The sequence below is a fragment of the Winogradskya humida genome, from assembly GCF_016862215.1.
Taxonomy (GTDB): Bacteria; Actinomycetota; Actinomycetes; order Mycobacteriales; family Micromonosporaceae; genus Actinoplanes; species Actinoplanes humidus.
In genome coordinates, this window is the sequence record NZ_BOMN01000074.1 from 1 (window position 1) to 17,068 (window position 17,068).

Consider the following 17,068-nt stretch of genomic DNA (forward strand, 5'->3'; position numbering starts at 1 on the left):
CCAGCTGGGGGTTGCAGCTAAACCAGCTGGGGGTTGCAGCTAAACCAGCTGGGGGTTGCAGCTAAACCAGCTGGGGGTTGCAGCTAAACCAGCTCGCGGTTGTGGGCCGCGTGTTAGTGGTTGTGGCCGGCGTGGTCGTCTTCCTCGTCGGGGAGGAAGGGGTGTTCGTCCAGGCGGCCGACCAGGAGGTCGTCAGCGGCCGGGGCGAAGGGGCCCTCGCCGTCTTCGTCGGCGTAGGCCTCGAGGTCGAGGGGCTCTTTGACCTCGGAGACGGTCAGGAGGCCGTCCAGGGGCTCCAGCTCGGGGACGTCCAGGGAGCTGAGCGAGCCGTCGCCGGCCTGCAGCAACTCCAGGACGGCCTCGCCGACGGATTCGACCGGGCCCGGTTCCTCGTCGGCGGGGACTAGGTTCTGGCGGGCGGCGTCGGCTACTCGCAGCAGGGCTGCGACGCTGGGGACTCGGTAGTCGCGGCGCTGGCGGACTGAGATTATCTGCTCGTACGGGTCGGTGGCGGTGCCGTCGGCGCCGATGGAGGCGCCGCCGAAGCGGGCGTCGGCCTCGTCGGGGTCGATGGCCTCGACGTCCCAGGGGGTGACCTCGCCGAAGGCGTCGAGCAGTTGCTCGTCGTAGGCGAACGAGGCGTTGTTGAGGTCGACGTAGGCCTGCCACACGTCGTCGTCGTCCACCCGGCCCTGGGCGGCCTTGACCGCCGTCAGGTGCTTCCTGGCAGCCTCCACGACCCGTTCGAGGGCGGCATCGAGCTCCGCGTTCTGATCGGTCATGGTCAGATAAGTCCTCTCATCAACTTCTCCACAAAAAGGGCGCTTCAGCTCGACCTGAGGAACCGGTCGAGCACACGCGCACCGAACTGTAGTCCCTCCACGGGAACCCGCTCGTCGACGCCGTGGAACAGGGCGGAGAAGTTCAGGTCGGCCGGGAGCTTGAGCGGGGCGAAGCCGAAGCAGCGGATGCCGAGGGTGGTGAATGCCTTGGCGTCGGTGCCGCCCGAGAGCATGTACGGCACCGCGCGGGCGCCCGGGTCCTCGGCGCGCAGGGCGGCGCTCATGGCGGCGACGAGGTCGCCGTCGAAGCCGGTCTCCAGGGCGGCCTGCTGCTGCAGGTGTTCGATCTCGATGTCCGGGCCGATCACCGAGCGCAGCTCCGCGAGGAAGCTCTCGGCCTGGCCGGGCAGGGTGCGGCAGTCGATCGTGGCGGACGCCCGACCGGGGATGACGTTGTCCTTGTAGCCGGCCTCGAGGCGGGTCGGGTTGGCGGTGTTGCGCACCGTCGCGCCGATCAGGTTGGCGATCGGGCCGAGCTTGGCGATGGCGAGCTCGGGCTCGGCGGGGTCGAACTCGATGCCGATCGCGTCGCAGACCTGTTCGAGGAACGAGCGTACGGTCGGTGTGATCGTCATCGGGAACTTGTGCCGGCCGACGGCGGCGACCGCTTCGGCGAGCGCGGTGACGGCGTTGTCGTCGTGCACGAACGAGCCGTGGCCCGGGCGGCCCTTGGCGTGCAGGCGCAGCCAGTCGATGCCCTTCTCGGCGGTCTCGACGAGGTAGAGGCGCAGGTCGTCGTTGATGGTGTACGAGAAGCCGCCGACCTCGCCGATCGCCTCGGTGCAGCCCTCGAACAGGTCGGCGTGCTCGCGGACGAGGAACTGCGAGCCGTACTCCATGCCGGCTTCCTCGTCTGCCGTGAACGCCAGCACGATGTCGCGGGGCGGGACGACGCCGTTGCGCTGCCAGTCGCGGACGACGGCGAGCATCATCGCGTCGAAGTCCTTCATGTCGATCGCGCCGCGGCCCCAGAGGTAGCCGTCCTTCTCCTCGCCGGAGAACGGGTCCACGGACCATTCGCTGGCGTCGGCGGGCACGACGTCGAGGTGCCCGTGCACGAGCAGCGCGCCGCGGGAACGGTCGGCGCCGGGGATCCGGGCGACGAGGTTGGCCCGCTTCGGGGCGGACTCGTGCAGCACGGACTCGATGCCGGCGTCGCTGAGCTGCGCGGCGACGTATTCGGCCGCGACGCGCTCCCCGACGGTCGTACGCGGGTCACCGGTGTTGCTGGTGTCGATCCGCAGGAGGTCGCGGCAGATCCCGACAACCTCGCCGGCGGCGGTAAGTGGTTCCATCCGACCTTCTTACCAGTACCCCGAGCGCCGTTTGCGTTTGGCGGTGGATCAGGTACGGGTAACAGGCCCGGCGTGACTACGTCTGTTCCTCTTCCCCCGCTGCCACCCGTCGGTGGCGAGACGACCGGTCCCAACGTCGTCGATGTGATCACGCGTGAGCACCACGAGCTGCTGGAGCTGTGCGCCGAGCTGACCGCCGACGGTACGGACGCCGCGCGGCGCCGCACTCTCGCGCAGGTGGTCGTCGCCTCGGTGTCGCGGCACCTGTCCGCGGAGGAGCAGTACCTCTATCCCGCCGTGCGGGCGACCGTGCCCGACGGCGGGGACCTGGCGGACCGGGAGCTGCTGGAGGACCGCGCCCTGCTGGAGTCGCTGCGCCTGCTGGACGGTGCGAAGCAGGAGGACCTCGTCGAGCGGGGCACGGATGTCCTCGCGCGACTCGACCGGCACGACGAGGCCATGGCGCGGGAGCTGATGCCGTTGCTGCTGCAGCTGGCCTCGGTGGAGGACCTGATCCGGCTCGGCAACCGTTTCGAGCTGGCCGAGGAGGCGGCACCGACGCGTCCACACCCGAGCATGCCGGTGACGCCCCCGTGGAACAAAGTGGTCGATCCGGCGGTCGCGCTCATCGACAAGGTGCGCGACGTGGTCGGCCGGCGCACGACGTACCCCCGCGATTTGTGACACACCGGATTGCAAAGAACACTCAACGTTCCCGTACGCGCGTACGGCTTAGTAGTTTCTGTCCTTTTGTTTAACCGGTTCGTCACATATGGGGGATCATTGGCTGGCCGAAGGTCTAGCCCTTATCCCGCGAACGTCCTACCGTCACGCTATGAACCTGGAGCTGCGGCACCTCAAGGTGGTCTGTGCCATCGCGGAGACGGGCAGCGTCACGAAGGCGGCATCGCTGCTCGGCCTCGCCCAGCCCGCCCTCACCGCGCAGCTGCAACGCATCGAGCGCACGCTGGGCGGACCCCTGTTCGAACGTGACCGCCGCGGGGCCCGCCCGACGGCGCTGGGCGAGCTCGTGCTCTCCCGCGCCCGGGTGCTGCTGCCCGCCATGAAGGGCCTGCAGGACGAGGCCGCCCGGCTCGCCGGGTCCGGACCGGACACCGCCATGAGCCGCTACCGGATCGGGGCCATCGGCGGTCCCGTGGTCGGCGGCATGGTCACCCGGCTGTCCGCGGCCCAGCCCGACGCCCAGATCAGCACGCACGCGTCGTACTACGTGGACGAGCTGGCCGCGATGACGCTCGCCGGCAAGCTGGACTTCGCCCAGGTCGGCATCTGCGGCGACGCCATCCCCGCGGCCGAGCACGGCCTGGTCTGGCAGACCATCGCGATGGACGGCGTCTGCGTCCTGATGCCCGAGGACCACCCCCAGGCCAAGGGGATGGAGGTCGATCTCGCCGAGCTCAGCGAGCTGGTGTGGACCGGCGGCCCCGGTGGCGGCTGCTTCGGGGACTGCTTCGCGGCGGCCTGTGCGCGGGCCGGGTTCGCGCCGAAGCAGGTGCTGGAGACCGACATCCGCTGCGCCATCGACATGGTGGAGTCCGGGATGGCCGTGATGCTCGCGCAGCCCAGCTTCCGGCCCCCGGCGGGCCTGGTGACGCTGCCGATGAAGGGCGCGCCGCTGCGCTGGCGGCAGATGCTCGGCTGGCACCCGGAGAGCACCGCCGCCCAGGTGGCGCCCCGGCTGGTGACGATGGCGCGGGAGGCCTATCTGGAGGCCTCGGCGCGCAACCCGCTCTACATCGAATGGCTGGAGGACTACCCCCAGCTCGGCGTCGAGCAGCTCGCAACGGTGTGACACGAAGAAGCCCCGGCCGGGTAGCCGGGGCTTCTTCTACTACAACTGTCAGACGGCTGCCGGGGTGGGCGAGCTGACCGTGAAGGTCAACTGGCCGTCGGCGACGTCGACGTGGACCGTCCGGCCCGGGGCCAGGTCGGCGGCGAGCAGCATCCGCGACAACCGGTTGTCCAGCTCACGCTGGATCGTGCGGCGCAGCGGCCGGGCACCGTACTCGGGCTGGAAGCCCTTGGCGGCGAGCCAGTCGACGGCCCCGACGGTGATGTCGAGGGTGACGTCCTGCGCGTGCAGCCTGCGCCGGGTGTCCTCGAGCAGCAGCTCGGTGATCGTGCGCAGCTGATCCGTCTCGAGCTGCCGGAACACGATGACCTCGTCGATCCGGTTGATGAACTCGGGGCGGAACTGCTCCCGCAGCCGCCGGTCGAGCCTCTCGTCGAGATCCGTACCCTCGGCGGTGCCGAAGCCCAGGGTGCGCTTGCTGCCGTTGATGATCTCCGACCCGATGTTGCTCGTCATGATCAGTACGGTGTTCTTGAAACTCACCGTCCGGCCCTGGCTGTCGGTCAGCCGGCCGTCGTCGAGCACCTGGAGCAGGATGTTGAAGACGTCCGGGTGGGCCTTCTCGATCTCGTCCAGCAGCACCACGGAGTACGGGTTGCGCCGCACGGCCTCGGTCAGCTGCCCGGCCTCGTCGTAGCCGACGTAACCGGGAGGGGCACCGACGAGCCGGGAGACGGTGTGCCGCTCCTGGAACTCGCTCATGTCCAGCCGGATCATCCGCTCCGTCTCACCGAACAGCGACTCGGCGAGAGCACGCGCCAGCTCCGTCTTGCCGACACCGGTCGGGCCGAGGAACAGGAAGCTGCCCACCGGCCGGTCCGGGTCACCGAGCCCGGCACGGGAACGCCGGACCGCCTCGGCGACCGCGACGACGGCCTCGTCCTGGCCGACCACCCGGTCGTGCAGGTGGCCCTCCAGGCGCAGGAGCCGGTCGCGCTCCTCCTCGGTGAGCTGCGCGACGGGGATGCCCGTGGCACGCGAGACCACCTCGGCGATGTCCGCGGGGGTCACCTGCGGGACAGCTCCGGCCGTACCGTCGCCCTGCTCGATCCGGGTCTTGAGCTCTGCCATCTCGTCGCGGAACTGCGACGCCTTCTCGTAGTTCTCCGCGGCCACCGCCTGGTCGCGGTCGCGGGTGAGCTGCTCGAGGCGGCGCTCCTGCTCGCGGACGTCCGCGGGCTGGGTCTTGACCCGCAGCCGCACCCGGGCACCGGCCTGGTCGATCAGGTCGATCGCCTTGTCGGGCAGGAAACGGTCGGTGATGTAGCGGTCGGACAGTTCCGCCGCGGCGTCGAGCGCCTCGTCGGTGATCCGCACCTGGTGGTGGGCCTCGTAGTTGTCCCGCAGCCCGCGCAGGATCGCCACGGTGTCCTCGACGCTGGGCTCGCCGACCAGGACCGGCTGGAACCGGCGGGCCAGGGCGGCGTCCTTCTCGATGTTGCGGCGGTACTCGTCCAGAGTGGTCGCGCCGACCACGCGCATGCGGCCGCGGGCCAGCGCCGGCTTGAGCATGTTGGAGGCGTCCATGCCGCCGCCCTCGCCACCGCCGCCACCGGCGCCGACCAGGGTGTGGATCTCGTCGAGGAAGACGATCAGGCCGTCGCCGTTCTCCTGGATCTCGTCGATGACCTTGGTCAGCCGCTCCTCGAAGTCGCCGCGGTAACGGGTGCCCGCCACCAGACCGGCCAGGTCGAGCTGGATCACGCGCTTGCCGGCCAGGGTCTGCGGGACGTCGCCGTCCACGATGCGCTGGGCCAGGCCCTCGACGATCGCGGTCTTGCCGACGCCGGCCTCACCGATCAGGACCGGGTTGTTCTTGGTACGCCGGGACAGGATCTCCACGGCCTGCTCGATCTCGTCGGCGCGCCCGATGACGGGGTCGATCTCGCCACGGCGGGCAAGATCGGTCAGGTCCACGCCGTACTGCTCGAGAGTGGGTGTGTTCGTGGAGCCACCTGCCGTTTGGGGTTCGACGTTCTGCAACGTGCGGGGATCGATGCGGCCGGCGAGAAGCCGTCCGGCGGCGGAGTCGGGGTTGACCCCGAGCGCCATCAGGATGTGCTCCGGGCCCACGTAGGACGCTGCGACGGCACGCGAGATCTGCAGGCTGTCGAGCAGCGCGCGCTTGGCCGCAGGGGTCAGCGCGATCGTGTCGGGCAGTTCGCTGCCGGGGGTGCGGGTCGCCTTGCCCAGCTCGGCGAGCAGGGCGCCGGGGTCGGCACCGGCGCGGCGTAGCAGGGCCTGCTGCGGCTCCTGCTGCAGCACGCCCCAGAGCAGGTGGTCGGTGTCGAGGTCGGCGATGCTCACGCCGGCGGGCGCCACCTCGGCCGCCCGGCGTGCGGCGGCGGAGAGGACCTCACGCGCGTCCGCACTCATGAAACGAGTGATGTCGATCCGCTGTGCGGACCGCCGTGGCTCGCCGCCTGCGAAGAAGCGCGCGAAAAGGTCGTCCCAGTCACCGGGGCCGGTCGGTCCCAGGGGTCCGATGCTCATGGTGTCTTCTCTCTGACGTCTCGTTGATGCGGGGCCGCTCACGCGGGACGCTCCCGGCCTCACGACCTGTCACAACTCCCTGAACGATCGTTCAATTCCGGTATGAGACGCTGGTCATATGGACCCGTTATTGGTCGTGGACGGCGCCAACGTCGTGGGCTCGAAACCCGACGGGTGGTGGAAGGACCGCGCGGGTGCCGCGGTGCGCCTCCGGGATGGCCTCGCCGGTCTCAACACCGAAGGCATCAAAGATCTTCCGGGCCCGATCGAGGTCGTCCTGGTCGTGGAGGGCAAGGCCCGCGACACTCCCCCGATTGATTCCGTACGCGTGGAGCGCGCCCCCGGCTCCGGCGACGACACGATCGTGGACGTGGTGGCCGCCGCGGAGCCCGGCCGCAGGGTGGTCGTGGTGACCGCCGACCGGGGACTGCGCGAACGGGTGACAGCCCTCGGCGCGGAGGTACGCGGCCCGAGCAGCGTCCCTCGGTGAATCGGGCACGCGGGGACGACCGGTGCATCGTGGACGACTAAGCTGGGACATACAGCAGGAGGTCCGAACCAATCAGGAGGCTGCACGAGTGGCCAGCGTCGCCGAGGTGAGAGCGGCCGTCGACGCCGCTCTCCAGCAGGTCACCGAGGGGCAGGCCGCGATCCAGGCGGCCCGCGAGAAGATCGGCGAGGCTCAGCAGAGCCTGGCCGCAGCGCTCGACGGTTCCGCCAACGACGCGGTCGGCGCCGCGCATGCCTCGCTGTCGCAGGCCGACCAGCAGCTCGAGGAGTGCTTCGGCGCGACCCTGCAGGCGGTCGAGCAGGCCCAGACCTACACGGCGACGCTCTAACCCGATGTCGCTGCTGCAGGAACTCGGCGCCCAGCTCCGTGCCACCTCCGAGGAGCTGCCCACCGGTCTGGTCTCGATCGCCCGGGAGCGGCTCAACAGCGCGGCGGAGCTGCTCAACTGGGTGCGCCAGACCTCGGTGGACCCGCTCGGCGTGCCGCAGCTCGGCAACGCCGTCGAGCAGGCCGAGAGCGCGGCGGCCGCGTTGCGCCTCGCCCAGGACGCGATCGCGTCCTATCTGGCCGCCGTGGGGCTCACCGGTGAGGCCGCCGCGCCGCCCGACACCGACTACAAGGCGGCCCTGAAACCCGACGAGGCCGGCATCTCCGGTGCGCAGAAGCAGCCGCCGCCCGAGAAGCTCGGCCCGTGGTGGCAGTCCCGCGTCGCCGAGCTGACCGGCGAGGCGGCACCCCCGGAGAAGCAGGACGGCACCCCGCAGCAGGGCCGCTCGGGTGACACCGCGGAGCTGCTGCGCAGGGTGGCCGCCGGGGTGCGCTCCGGTGACCGGGCGCGGGTGGGCCGTGACCTGCACGAGGTCGACGCCGCGACCGGGCTGGGCCTGTCCGCGGTCAGCTCCCCGGTGCTGCAGCGGCTCGCCGCCGACCTGCTCGGCCACGAGCCCGGCCCCGACGACCTCAAGCGGCTGCAGAGCGCGGCCGGCGGGCGGGTCAGGGCGCTGCTGCCGGGCACCCCGCCCGACGTGCTCGACACGATGCTGGCCCGCATCTGCCGCAGCCCCGTCACCTCCTCGGACCCGGCCCACCCGGCCGACTCCGCCGTCACGGCGGGTGTGCTCACCGGCGTGCTGCTGGCCCGCCTGGGCCGCGACCCGTCGACCCTGGACCCGAAAGCCCCCGAACCCCTGCGACCCCGTGGTGTCGATGCCTGAGTCAAGATCCCAGCAGGTCGTCGAGGTCCGGGCCGCCCTGTCGCACGCCCTCGGCGCGGCGAAGGACAGCCTGGACGCCGCCGAGACCGAGCTCGAGGCCGCCATTGATCGCCGCAACCGGGTGGTCACCGCCGCCCGGGAGCGCCGCGGCCGGCTCGCCCACGAGCGCGACAAACGCCTCGGCGAGATCGACGAGCAGCACGAACGCGACCTTGCCGAGCTGGCGGAGACCGCGGCCGAGACGGCGGCGACCGCCGCTCCCGGCGCGGCCGGTGCCCCGTGGCAGCGCTGGTCACCGACCCCCGCCGATTCCGGCACGACCGCCCCCGAGCTGAGGGTCGGTGAGCTGCTGCTGCCCTGGGACGGCGAGGTGCCCGCGCTCGTCCCGCTGCTCGACCGCGGCCACGTGCTGGTCCGCGGCGACCCGCGGGTCGGCGACGACGTGGTGGCCGGGTTGCTGCTGCGCGCGCTCGGCAGCGTCACGCCGGGCCGGCTCACCCTGACCGGCTACGACCCCGAGCAGCTCGGCGGCGGGCTGGCCGGGTTCGCGCCGCTCGCCCCGGCCGGGGTGCTGCAGTTCGTCGGCCCCGGCGGGCTCGGCCCGCTCCTCGACGAGCTGGTCGACCACGTGCGGCGGATCAACGAGACCGTGCTGGCCGGTGAGCACTCGTCGCTGCGGGAGCTCGCCTCCGCCACGGGACGCCGTCCGGAGCCGTGGCGGGTCGCGATCCTGCTCGGTTCGGGACGCCCCGACGAGTTGTCCAAGCACGAGCGCGGGCAGCTGGACCGGCTGGTGCGCACGGGGGCGGCCTGCGGCGTACACCTCGTCATCAGAGACATCCCGGTGCCGCAGGCGGCGAACATCGAGATCGTCGACGCGATGCCCGGTGACGGCGCGCGGCTCAGCGGCTGCGGTGACCTGCCCGTGCAGCTGGACCACGGCCCGCCGCAGGCCGTGGTGACCAGCACCTGCCGGCAGATCGCCGACGCCGTCGCAGCCGGTCCGGAGCCGGTGGCCCTCGACAGCCTGCTCCCCGAACAGGAGTGGCAGGAGACCTCGGCGCGGGCGCTGACCGCCCCGCTCGGCGACAGCCCGCAGGGCGCCCCCGTGCACGTCACGCTCTCCGACTACCCGCCGCACGCGCTGATCGCCGGGCCCTCGGGCACCGGAAAGACCAATCTCATCTACGCGTGGATGGGGGCCCTCGCCGCCCGCTACTCCCCCGCCGAGCTGGCGTTCTACCTGCTCGACTTCAAGGAGGGCGTGTCGTTCGCCCGGTTCGCGCCGGGCCGGCGGGACCCCAGCTGGCTGCCGCACGTGCGACTCGTCGGCGTCAACGTCAACACCGACCGCGAGTTCGGCCTGGCCCTGCTGCGGTTCCTCGGCGCCGAGCTGCGGGCCCGCGCCGACGCCGCGAAACGCCACGAGGTCACCAACCTGGCCGAGCTGCGCGCCGAGGACCCGGACGGCTCGTGGCCGCGCATCGTCGCGGTCGTCGACGAGTTCCAGGTGCTGCTCTCCGGTCGTGACGCCGTCGCCGCCGAGGCCGTCGACCTGCTCGAGGACCTCGCCCGCCGGGGCCGCTCGCAGGGCATCCACCTCGTGCTCGCCAGCCAGGACGTCTCCGGCATCGAGGCGCTGTGGGGCCGCCCGGCGCTGGTGGCGCAGTTCTCGCTGCGGATCGCGCTGCCCCGCGCCCGCCGGGTGCTCGCCGAGACCAACACCGCCGCCGACGTGCTGCCCCGCTATCACGCGGTGGTCAACGCCGACTCGGGCGCCGTCGAGGCCAACAGGGTCGTCCGGGTGCCCGACGCCGGCAACCGCGAACGCTGGAGCGCCCTGCAGCACCGGCTGTGGCGGCGCCGCCCGCAGGAGCTCCCCGCGCCCCGGCTCTTCGACGGTGACGCGATCCCCCGCCTCGACGACAGCCCCGACTTCCGGCGGATGACCCCGGCCGCCACGGTCGCCGCGCCGGTGGTCCTGCTCGGCGAGACCATCGACGTCGAGTCCCGCTCGGCGCGTACGGTCCTGCGCCGCGCCCCCGGCCGCAACATCGCCGTCATGGGCACCCGCGTCGACGAGGCCTGCGCCGTCCTGAACACCGCGGCCCGCTCCCTCGCCGCCCAGTTCGAGCCGGGCGCGGCCCAGTTCAAGGTCGCCTGCCTCGACACCGACGCGGCCACCGCGGTCGAATCCCTGAAGGCGTTCCTGCCCGAGGACACCGGCTACTACGACGCGGACAACGTCGATTTCCTCCTCGAGGACGCCCTCGACCGCGCCACGTCGGGCACCTCGGCCGACAAACCGATGTTCCTCCTGCTGTACGCCGTGGACGCGGCCCCCGGCAACGGAGCGGCCATGCTGCGCACGATCCTGCGCCAGGGCCCGGAACGCCGCGTCCACGTCATCGGCTGGTGGCGCGGCGCGTCCCTGCTGCGCGACACACTCGGCGGCCAGGCCAGCCGCACCGACGTCATCGGCTCCTGGGTGGCGCTGGACGTCCACGGCAGCGAGCTCTCGCCGTACTACCCCGGCCACGGCTCCCCCGCCTGGTACCCACGTCCCTGGCGGGCGCTGCACTTCGACCGCTCGGTGCATCGCGGCGCCGAGGTGATCATCCCTTACGGACACCAATGACCACTGGCGACACCGACGGCGTCCTCGAACGCCGCACCCCCGACTACCGCAGCGTCGTGCGCAAGCTGACCAACCTCGACGACGAGGCCGCAGCCCACCGCGGCGAAGCCCACGCCTGGCACGACACACGAGCCGCCGAGGCCGACGAAGCCGTCCGCACGGCCGCCACCCGCGTCCGCGCCGCCGAACAGGACGTCGTCACGGCCCGCCGCCGCCTCGAGGAGGTCGACGCGGACGTCCGCGGCCTCTGGGCCGAATTCGCCCACCACACCGGCCGCCTGGCCGACCGCTTCGGCGGCCCGCCCCAGCCCCAGATCCCCCGCCAGCGCGACCGCGACCCCGCCGACTACCTCCAGGAAGCAGCCGCAACAGCAGCCTGGAAACCCACGGTCAAACCCCTCAAAGCAGCATCCGTCCTGTACGCCGCCCTGGGCGCCCTGGGTGGAGCAGTCGGCCTGGCAGCCTGGTCCCTGATCCGCTGGGCCGGCCACCGCAGCGGCGGCGATCTCGCCACAGGCCTCCCCGTGGTAGCCCTGATTGTCGCCCTCCTCGGCCCGATCCTCGCCGTGGTGACCGCCAAACGAGTCGCCGACCGCGGCGACACCCCCCTGGACGCCTCCTCGGTGGCAACGGTCCTGATCTCCGCCCTGATCTCCGCCGGCCTGATCCTCGCCATCGTCCGCAACACCACCACCGGCGGCACCTGACCCCGGCCTGCCCTCACCGTGCCGCAAAGCCGGATGCGCGGCATCGGCACGCCTGCGACCATGGGCGCGTGACCGTCTTCTACTGCGCCAGGTGCAGCCGCGCCCTGACGCCGGACCTCGCAGCCCTGCCCGCGATGCCCACGCCCCCGAACGACCCGATCCGGCCGAATGGCCAGGACGTCGCACCGTCAACCGTGCCGCGCGGCCGCTACGCCATCGAGTCGGAAGAGGACACGGTCTCGATGCGGCGCCACGGCCACGACAAGGCGTTGCGCCACTCCACCGGGCAGAATCATGCCCCGGTGGTCATCCACCCCGAGGACGCGACATCCCTCGAATATCTGCCCGGCCTCGCGAACGCGGTCGGCTGCTGCGGCCCGGACGGCACCCACGGCCCCAACCAGGCCTGCCCGTGCGGCACAACCCTGGCCACCCTCACCGCCGACTGCATGGGCCCTTACGAACTACGCCTCGATCCGCTGCGCGTATTCGCCCTCGACGACAACTGACCAGGCCGGGCGATATGTGGAGGCGCTGAGGGTGGAAGCGGCCGCCGGCGATATCCTGCCTGTGGCATTGATCCACAGTGGGGAGATGAGATGCGCCTCGGCATGGTGACGGTCGTCGTTTCGCTGCGAGAGCAGACCGCCCGCTGACAGCTCACCCGTCGGGGTAGCCCGGCGGTGCGGTGCTCCTCGCCGCGAAACGGTCCCAGACACGACCGTTTCCCTCCTGGCTCGAGGAGCTCTTTTGCGTGCCCTTGTTTCCGCGCGTCTCGGCACGGACTTCATCCGGCTGTGGACCGCTTCGGCGGTGTCGAACATCGGTGACGGTGTCACCATGGCCGCCGGACCTCTGCTGGTCGCGTCGGTCAGCAACAGTCCCGGGCTGGTCGCCGGCGCCGCGTTCGCCCAGCAACTGCCGTGGCTGCTGTTCGCTCTGGTCAGCGGCGCCTACGTCGACCGGTTCGACCGGCGGCTGCTCATCGTGGCGGTCGATGTGGCCCGCGGCGTCGCTCTGGCCACCCTGGCGACGACCGTTGCGACCCACACTGCCACGGTGCCGATCATCTACACGGTGGTGTTCCTGCTCGGGACCGGAGAAACCCTCGCGGACACCGCGATGGGGGCGCTGCTGCCCGCCGTCGTCGTGCCCGGGAAACTACCCAGCGCCAACGCCAGGCTCGCCGCCACGTTCACCATCGGTCAGCAGTTCATCGCCAAACCGCTCGGCGCGTGGCTGTTCGTCGTGGCGGCGGCCGCACCGTTCGGCTTCGACGCCTTGACGTTCGCGATGGCCGCAGTGCTGATCGCGGGCATCCGCCCGGTGCCGCCCGCGCCGCGACCCGGGCCGCGGAACACGCTGCGCGGCGAGATCGCCGAAGGGGTGCGGTGGTTGTGGCGGCACCGCCTGCTACGGACCATGGCGGTCAGCATGGGCATCGGCAACATCGCGTTCTGCGCGGCGTTCGCGGTGTTCGTCATCTATTGCCGGCAGCGCCTCGGCCTGTCCGACGTCGGCTACGGTTTCCTGCTGACCGCGTTCGCGGTCGGTGGCCTGTTCGGTGCCACCATCGCGGCCAGGCTCGCCCGAGCGTTCGGCAGCACCACGGTGTTGCGGGCCGGACTCGTGATCGAAGTCGTCACGCACGTCACCCTGGCGGTGACGACGACACCCTGGGTGGCGGCTGCCATCCTGGTCGTCTTCAGCATCCACACCATGGTGTGGGGCGTCATCGTCGCCTCGATCCGCCAGCGGGTGGTTCCACCCGGCCTGCGCGGACGCGTCGGCAGCGTGTACTCCCTACTGGACCTGGGCGGAGCCGCGCTGGGTTCCCTCCTCGGCGGTCTCCTGGCGAGCGCATGGGGGATCACTACGCCGTTCTGGATCGCCGCCGCGGCCATGACCGCGATCGCTTCCGGCGCCTGGCGTCCGCTCCGCGAAGCGACCGCATAACTGTCAACCGCCGCAGGGGTCGAAGGCGGATGCGGTGAGGGTGAGGTCCGCTGTGGAGAGTTCGCCGGCGCGACGGTAGGAGTACTTGCCGAGACAGACGCGGACTCCGCCGGCGACGGCCCAGTCGGCTCGCGGCCAGTGGCCGGGGTGGTTGAGGAGTTCGGTGGCGATCGCGCCCTGTCCGGTCCGGACGCCGACCTGGGTGAGCGCCTGGGACACCGTGCGGGTGGCGGAGGCCGGGGTGGCGGTGTCGCCGCAGGCGGGGAGTAGGAGGAGGAGCCGCTCGGCCCGGGTGAGGGTGTCGTCCGGGTGGGCCGCGGCGGTGATCAGTTCGGGCCAGGAGAGGCCGGGGCCGCGGAAGCAGCCCTCCAGCGCGGCGATCGGGATCGACCGGTCGCCGCCGGCGGGTTCCAGGATGTAGTCGCAGCCGTAGTCGCCGTCCATGTTGCGCATGACGACGTGGAGGCGATGCTCTCCGAGGCGCAGCGGGAACACCGGCCAGCGTGCGGGGTCCTCGAGGACGTCGAGGAGGTGGCTGAGGTCGGCGCGATCGCCGTCGAACGTGGCCAGAGCTGCGGAAGAACCACCGGCGAAGGCGAGGAACGCGGGCCAGAACGCCGCGTCGGCCATCAGTTCGGCTCCGTCGGCCAGCGGCGCGGAGGAGCCGTCGAGATACCCCGGGATGATCACGCGGGCATTGTGGCAGCTGCGGCTTCCGTGAGGGTGCGGTGGATCAGGGTGGGGAGGGTGCGGGTTTCCTCCGGATCGGTCCAGCGGGTGAAGGCAACTCGGAAGACCGTGGCTGCCACCTCAGCGGCGGTCTCAGCCTGAGCGACGGGGAGGCCGCGGGCCGTCAAGGCGGCGGTCAGGGCGGCTGCCCAGGTGGTGAGTTTGGCCAGTTCGCGTTCGCGGAGGTCGGGGTGGGTGGCGATGATCGCCGCGCGGCGGAGCTGGGTGTCGCGCAGGGGCTGGAGGAGCTCGGCCAGGGCGGTGAGGCCGGCTGCCAGGGCGGCGTGGGGCGGGGCCGCCGCGGGGGCCGCCGTGACTGCTTCGGTGAGGGTGTCGCGGAGGCGGGTGTCCGCGCCGAAGAGGACGTCTCGTTTGTCGGGGAAGTGGCGGAAGAACGTTCGCTCGGTCAGGCCGGCGCGCGCGGCGATGGCCGTTGCGGTCGTCTCCGCGTACCCGTGGGTGGTGAAGAGGTCCAGGGCCGCTTCCTGGAGGCGGCGGCGGGCGTCGGGTTCCCAGCGGGTCATGGTGATCAGTCTAACGTCAGCCACTGACATCGCGTGGGTTAGGCTCATGTCAGCCACTGACATGAGGGAGTTGCCATGCAGAAGATCAGGGATGACGTACGGGCGGTGCTCGGCTATCTGGAAAGCTCGCCCGGCATCGAGACGCTGGAAGTCGACGCCGCGCGGGCAGGGTTGATCGCCTCGGCGGGGCCCGCGGACCTGCCCTACGTGCCGACGCCGATCGTGCGGGACCTCGACGGGCCGGTGCCGGCGCGCCTGTACGACCCCCGCGAGACGCCGGAGGACGGACCGGTCGTGGTCTGGTTTCACGGCGGCGGGTTCGTGACCGGGGGCATCGAGACGCATCAGGCGTTCGCTGCCGACGTGGCGCGGGGGCTCGGGCTGCCCGTGGTGCTGGTGGACTACCGGCTCGCTCCCGAGGCGCCGTTCCCCGCCGCGCACGACGATGCTCAGGCGATGGCGCGGTGGGTGGCGAGCGGGCCCGCTGAGCTGGGGTTCGAGGTCGACGGGCTGGTGCTCGGCGGGGACAGCGCGGGAGGCACGCTCGCGATCGCCACAGCGATGGCGTTGCGGGACGAGCCGGCCGAGGTGCCGGTCCTCGCGCACCTGGCGATCTATCCCGCGACCGACGAGACGGACACGGCGTACCCGTCGCGGGCGGAGTTCGCTGAGGGGTATCTGCTGACCGGTGCCGGGCGGGCCTGGTACCGGCGGCATCTGCGGCCCGATCCGGAAGATCTGCGATCGTCCCCGGTGCGGGGCGAGCTGGCCGGGATGCCGCCGGGCGTGGTGCTGACCGCGGGCCTTGATCCGGTACGCGACGAGGGCCGCGCGTATGCACAGGCCCTCATCGGTGCCGGGGTGCCGACGACCTTCGTGGAGGCCGCCGGCGTGATCCATGCGTTTGTGCTGATGCGCAAGGTTCTCCCCTCGGTGCGGGAGGACCTTGATCGAGCGTTCGGTGCGCTCCGGGCGTACCTATGAAAGGGCCGGGACCAGGACGGCCTCGCGCAGCAGACGCCGGGTGAGCACCAGCCGGTCCGGGTCGTCGTCAAGACCGGGCAGGTCGCCCACCCGCCAGGCGTTTCCGTCCAGGACGGACCGAAGAGCATTCTCACAGTACGCGGGGAAGCGCAGCGTTCCCGCCGGCATCCGCAGCACCACGCTGTCGTCGCCGCCCGGGGTGATCCGCCAGTGCAGACCGTGCCGCAGCGTCACCGTGTCGGCGGGCGTCAGGGCGTCGGCGAACGCGAGCTGCGCGAGGGGCTTGACCGGCTCGGGGCGCTGGGACGGCCAAGCCCGGGCACGCAGCCGCTCGGCGAGCTCGGCCGGGTCGGCGGTCAGCAGCCAGTCGCGCAGGGCGGCGACCGTCTCGGTGAGCTCGGGGGCGATCTGGTCCGGGTCGGCGACATCCAGCGCGTACGGAAGGGTGGCCCGCAATCGCTGGTCGGTCGCCGCGAGGGCGAGCAGCTCCTCGACCACGGCATAGCGGGTCAGCGCGCGCACACCGAAGGTCAGGTGCAGCGACCGCTCCCCCTGCGCCTCGGCCGAGTGCAGCCAGCCACGTGGCAGATAGAGGGCGTCGCCCGGGGAGAGCACCACGTCGAGCGCTGCCGGGCCCTCGGCGGTCGCGCCCACCTCGTCGGCGCGGCCGCCCCACGCCTGGCGTTCGAGCGGCTCGGGCAGGACGGGCTCGTGGATACGCCAGCGCTTGGTGCCGTCGACCTGGAGCACGAACACGTCGTGGGTGTCGTAGTGGGTCGCGAAGCCCTTGTTGCCGGCCGGGGTCAGATACGCGTTGACCTGCAGCGGCTGGCGCAGCTCATCGGCGAGCCGGCGGGAGTATTCGATCAGCGGCGGCCAGATGCGGTGCAGACCCTGCAGGACGAGGGTCGCGCCGTCCGCGTAGAGCTTCATGACCTTGTCATCGATGACCTGGTCGGCGATCTCCGCGCCGGCCCCGCCGCCACCGGTGAACGCCGAGGCAGGCAGCACCCGGCCCTTGTCGGCGACGCGCAGGAAGGGGGTCCGCAGCCCGCGCTCGCTGAGCAGCTCGTCGACCGCCTCGGGGCTGAGCAGGTCGCGGAACCCGTCCGGGCCGGCCAGCTCGTCGGCGCGCGTCAGCAGCGCCTGCTTGCCCCAGTACGCCTCGGCGAACTTCGCGGGGTCGACGGCCACGGCCCGGCCCAGGGCCGGACGGTGAGAGCCACCGTCCGGCCCGTGCAGTTCAGCGGAGGTCATCGCCGTCAGGAAGCCGTGCCGTCGGCGCCGCCGTCGTGACCGGCC

At 71.8% G+C, this 17,068-nt stretch carries 16 protein-coding genes; 10 read left to right on the forward strand and 6 right to left on the reverse strand.

The window, feature by feature from the left end:
* Nucleotides 1-113: 113 nt before the first annotated feature.
* Nucleotides 114-782, reverse strand: coding sequence for a hypothetical protein (locus Ahu01nite_RS27145; protein ID WP_203839470.1), 669 nt, complete (start codon nucleotides 780-782; stop codon nucleotides 114-116).
* A 44-nt stretch (nucleotides 783-826) separates the two neighbouring features.
* On the reverse strand, nucleotides 827-2,137 hold the full coding sequence (locus tag Ahu01nite_RS27150) for a M20/M25/M40 family metallo-hydrolase (protein WP_203839471.1): 1,311 nt from the start codon (nucleotides 2,135-2,137) through the stop codon (nucleotides 827-829).
* 72 nt (nucleotides 2,138-2,209) lie between these two features.
* On the opposite strand from Ahu01nite_RS27150, the gene Ahu01nite_RS27155 reads away from it, so the two are divergent.
* Both Ahu01nite_RS27155 and Ahu01nite_RS27160 read left to right on the forward strand, forming a co-directional pair.
* Nucleotides 2,210-2,821, forward strand: coding sequence for a hemerythrin domain-containing protein (locus tag Ahu01nite_RS27155; RefSeq protein ID WP_203839472.1), 612 nt, complete (start codon nucleotides 2,210-2,212; stop codon nucleotides 2,819-2,821).
* Between the two features lie 151 nt (nucleotides 2,822-2,972).
* Nucleotides 2,973-3,950: a LysR family transcriptional regulator gene (locus tag Ahu01nite_RS27160; RefSeq protein WP_203839473.1), complete on the forward strand. Its 978-nt coding sequence runs from the start codon at nucleotides 2,973-2,975 to the stop codon at nucleotides 3,948-3,950.
* A gap of 48 nt (nucleotides 3,951-3,998) precedes the next feature.
* Here Ahu01nite_RS27160 and Ahu01nite_RS27165 read toward each other — a convergent pair whose 3' ends face one another.
* A complete protein-coding gene (locus Ahu01nite_RS27165) occupies nucleotides 3,999-6,503 on the reverse strand; it encodes an ATP-dependent Clp protease ATP-binding subunit (RefSeq protein ID WP_203839474.1) in 2,505 nt (834 codons plus the stop codon).
* A gap of 118 nt (nucleotides 6,504-6,621) precedes the next feature.
* Here Ahu01nite_RS27165 and Ahu01nite_RS27170 point away from each other — a divergent pair, with 118 nt between their 5' ends.
* From Ahu01nite_RS27170 to Ahu01nite_RS27200, 7 genes are all read left to right on the forward strand, one after another.
* The gene (locus tag Ahu01nite_RS27170) at nucleotides 6,622-6,993 is read left to right on the forward strand and encodes a hypothetical protein (protein ID WP_203839475.1); all 372 of its coding nucleotides are present in this window, start codon (nucleotides 6,622-6,624) and stop codon (nucleotides 6,991-6,993) included.
* Between the two features lie 88 nt (nucleotides 6,994-7,081).
* A complete protein-coding gene (locus Ahu01nite_RS27175) occupies nucleotides 7,082-7,342 on the forward strand; it encodes a hypothetical protein (protein WP_203839476.1) in 261 nt (86 codons plus the stop codon).
* 4 nt (nucleotides 7,343-7,346) lie between these two features.
* Nucleotides 7,347-8,228 (forward strand): hypothetical protein, encoded by an 882-nt coding sequence (locus Ahu01nite_RS27180; RefSeq protein ID WP_203839477.1) that lies wholly within the window; start codon nucleotides 7,347-7,349, stop codon nucleotides 8,226-8,228.
* Nucleotides 8,221-10,866 (forward strand): FtsK/SpoIIIE domain-containing protein, encoded by a 2,646-nt coding sequence (locus Ahu01nite_RS27185; RefSeq protein WP_203839478.1) that lies wholly within the window; start codon nucleotides 8,221-8,223, stop codon nucleotides 10,864-10,866. Before Ahu01nite_RS27180 ends, Ahu01nite_RS27185 begins: the two co-directional genes overlap by 8 nt.
* Complete coding sequence (locus Ahu01nite_RS27190) at nucleotides 10,863-11,573, forward strand: hypothetical protein (RefSeq protein WP_203839479.1); 711 nt, start codon at nucleotides 10,863-10,865, stop codon at nucleotides 11,571-11,573. The genes Ahu01nite_RS27185 and Ahu01nite_RS27190 overlap by 4 nt, the downstream gene beginning before the upstream one ends.
* A gap of 68 nt (nucleotides 11,574-11,641) precedes the next feature.
* Nucleotides 11,642-12,082, forward strand: a complete 441-nt coding sequence (locus Ahu01nite_RS27195) for a hypothetical protein (RefSeq protein ID WP_203839480.1) — start codon at nucleotides 11,642-11,644, stop codon at nucleotides 12,080-12,082.
* A gap of 241 nt (nucleotides 12,083-12,323) precedes the next feature.
* Nucleotides 12,324-13,529, forward strand: coding sequence for an MFS transporter (locus tag Ahu01nite_RS27200; RefSeq protein WP_203839481.1), 1,206 nt, complete (start codon nucleotides 12,324-12,326; stop codon nucleotides 13,527-13,529).
* A 3-nt stretch (nucleotides 13,530-13,532) separates the two neighbouring features.
* On the opposite strand, the gene Ahu01nite_RS27205 is transcribed toward Ahu01nite_RS27200, so the two are convergent.
* Together Ahu01nite_RS27205 and Ahu01nite_RS27210 are read right to left on the reverse strand one after the other, a co-directional pair.
* Nucleotides 13,533-14,219, reverse strand: a complete 687-nt coding sequence (locus tag Ahu01nite_RS27205; RefSeq protein WP_203839482.1) for a hypothetical protein — start codon at nucleotides 14,217-14,219, stop codon at nucleotides 13,533-13,535.
* Nucleotides 14,216-14,782 (reverse strand): TetR/AcrR family transcriptional regulator, encoded by a 567-nt coding sequence (locus Ahu01nite_RS27210; protein ID WP_203839483.1) that lies wholly within the window; start codon nucleotides 14,780-14,782, stop codon nucleotides 14,216-14,218. The genes Ahu01nite_RS27205 and Ahu01nite_RS27210 overlap by 4 nt, the downstream gene beginning before the upstream one ends.
* Before the next feature lie 75 nt (nucleotides 14,783-14,857).
* Here Ahu01nite_RS27210 and Ahu01nite_RS27215 point away from each other — a divergent pair, with 75 nt between their 5' ends.
* Nucleotides 14,858-15,766 (forward strand): alpha/beta hydrolase, encoded by a 909-nt coding sequence (locus tag Ahu01nite_RS27215; protein ID WP_203839484.1) that lies wholly within the window; start codon nucleotides 14,858-14,860, stop codon nucleotides 15,764-15,766.
* Here Ahu01nite_RS27215 and Ahu01nite_RS27220 read toward each other — a convergent pair.
* On the reverse strand, nucleotides 15,761-17,023 hold the full coding sequence (locus tag Ahu01nite_RS27220) for a cupin domain-containing protein (protein ID WP_203839485.1): 1,263 nt from the start codon (nucleotides 17,021-17,023) through the stop codon (nucleotides 15,761-15,763). The genes Ahu01nite_RS27215 and Ahu01nite_RS27220 overlap by 6 nt on opposite strands.
* Nucleotides 17,024-17,068: the final 45 nt, after the last annotated feature.

Excerpts from the sequence above, each read along its gene's own strand:
- Ahu01nite_RS27185 (WP_203839478.1), top strand. The coding sequence starts at position 8,221 with ATGCCTGAGTCAAGATCCCAGCAGGTCGTCGAGGTCCGGGCCGCCCTG.
- Ahu01nite_RS27165 (WP_203839474.1), bottom strand. The coding sequence starts at position 6,503 with ATGAGCATCGGACCCCTGGGACCGACCGGCCCCGGTGACTGGGACGAC.
- Ahu01nite_RS27170 (WP_203839475.1), top strand. The coding sequence starts at position 6,622 with ATGGACCCGTTATTGGTCGTGGACGGCGCCAACGTCGTGGGCTCGAAA.
- Ahu01nite_RS27190 (WP_203839479.1), top strand. The coding sequence starts at position 10,863 with ATGACCACTGGCGACACCGACGGCGTCCTCGAACGCCGCACCCCCGAC.
- Ahu01nite_RS27215 (WP_203839484.1), top strand. The coding sequence starts at position 14,858 with ATGCAGAAGATCAGGGATGACGTACGGGCGGTGCTCGGCTATCTGGAA.
- Ahu01nite_RS27160 (WP_203839473.1), top strand. The coding sequence starts at position 2,973 with ATGAACCTGGAGCTGCGGCACCTCAAGGTGGTCTGTGCCATCGCGGAG.
- Ahu01nite_RS27180 (WP_203839477.1), top strand. The coding sequence starts at position 7,347 with ATGTCGCTGCTGCAGGAACTCGGCGCCCAGCTCCGTGCCACCTCCGAG.
- Ahu01nite_RS27210 (WP_203839483.1), bottom strand. The coding sequence starts at position 14,782 with ATGACCCGCTGGGAACCCGACGCCCGCCGCCGCCTCCAGGAAGCGGCC.
- Ahu01nite_RS27145 (WP_203839470.1), bottom strand. The coding sequence starts at position 782 with ATGACCGATCAGAACGCGGAGCTCGATGCCGCCCTCGAACGGGTCGTG.
- Ahu01nite_RS27220 (WP_203839485.1), bottom strand. The coding sequence starts at position 17,023 with ATGACCTCCGCTGAACTGCACGGGCCGGACGGTGGCTCTCACCGTCCG.
- Ahu01nite_RS27150 (WP_203839471.1), bottom strand. The coding sequence starts at position 2,137 with ATGGAACCACTTACCGCCGCCGGCGAGGTTGTCGGGATCTGCCGCGAC.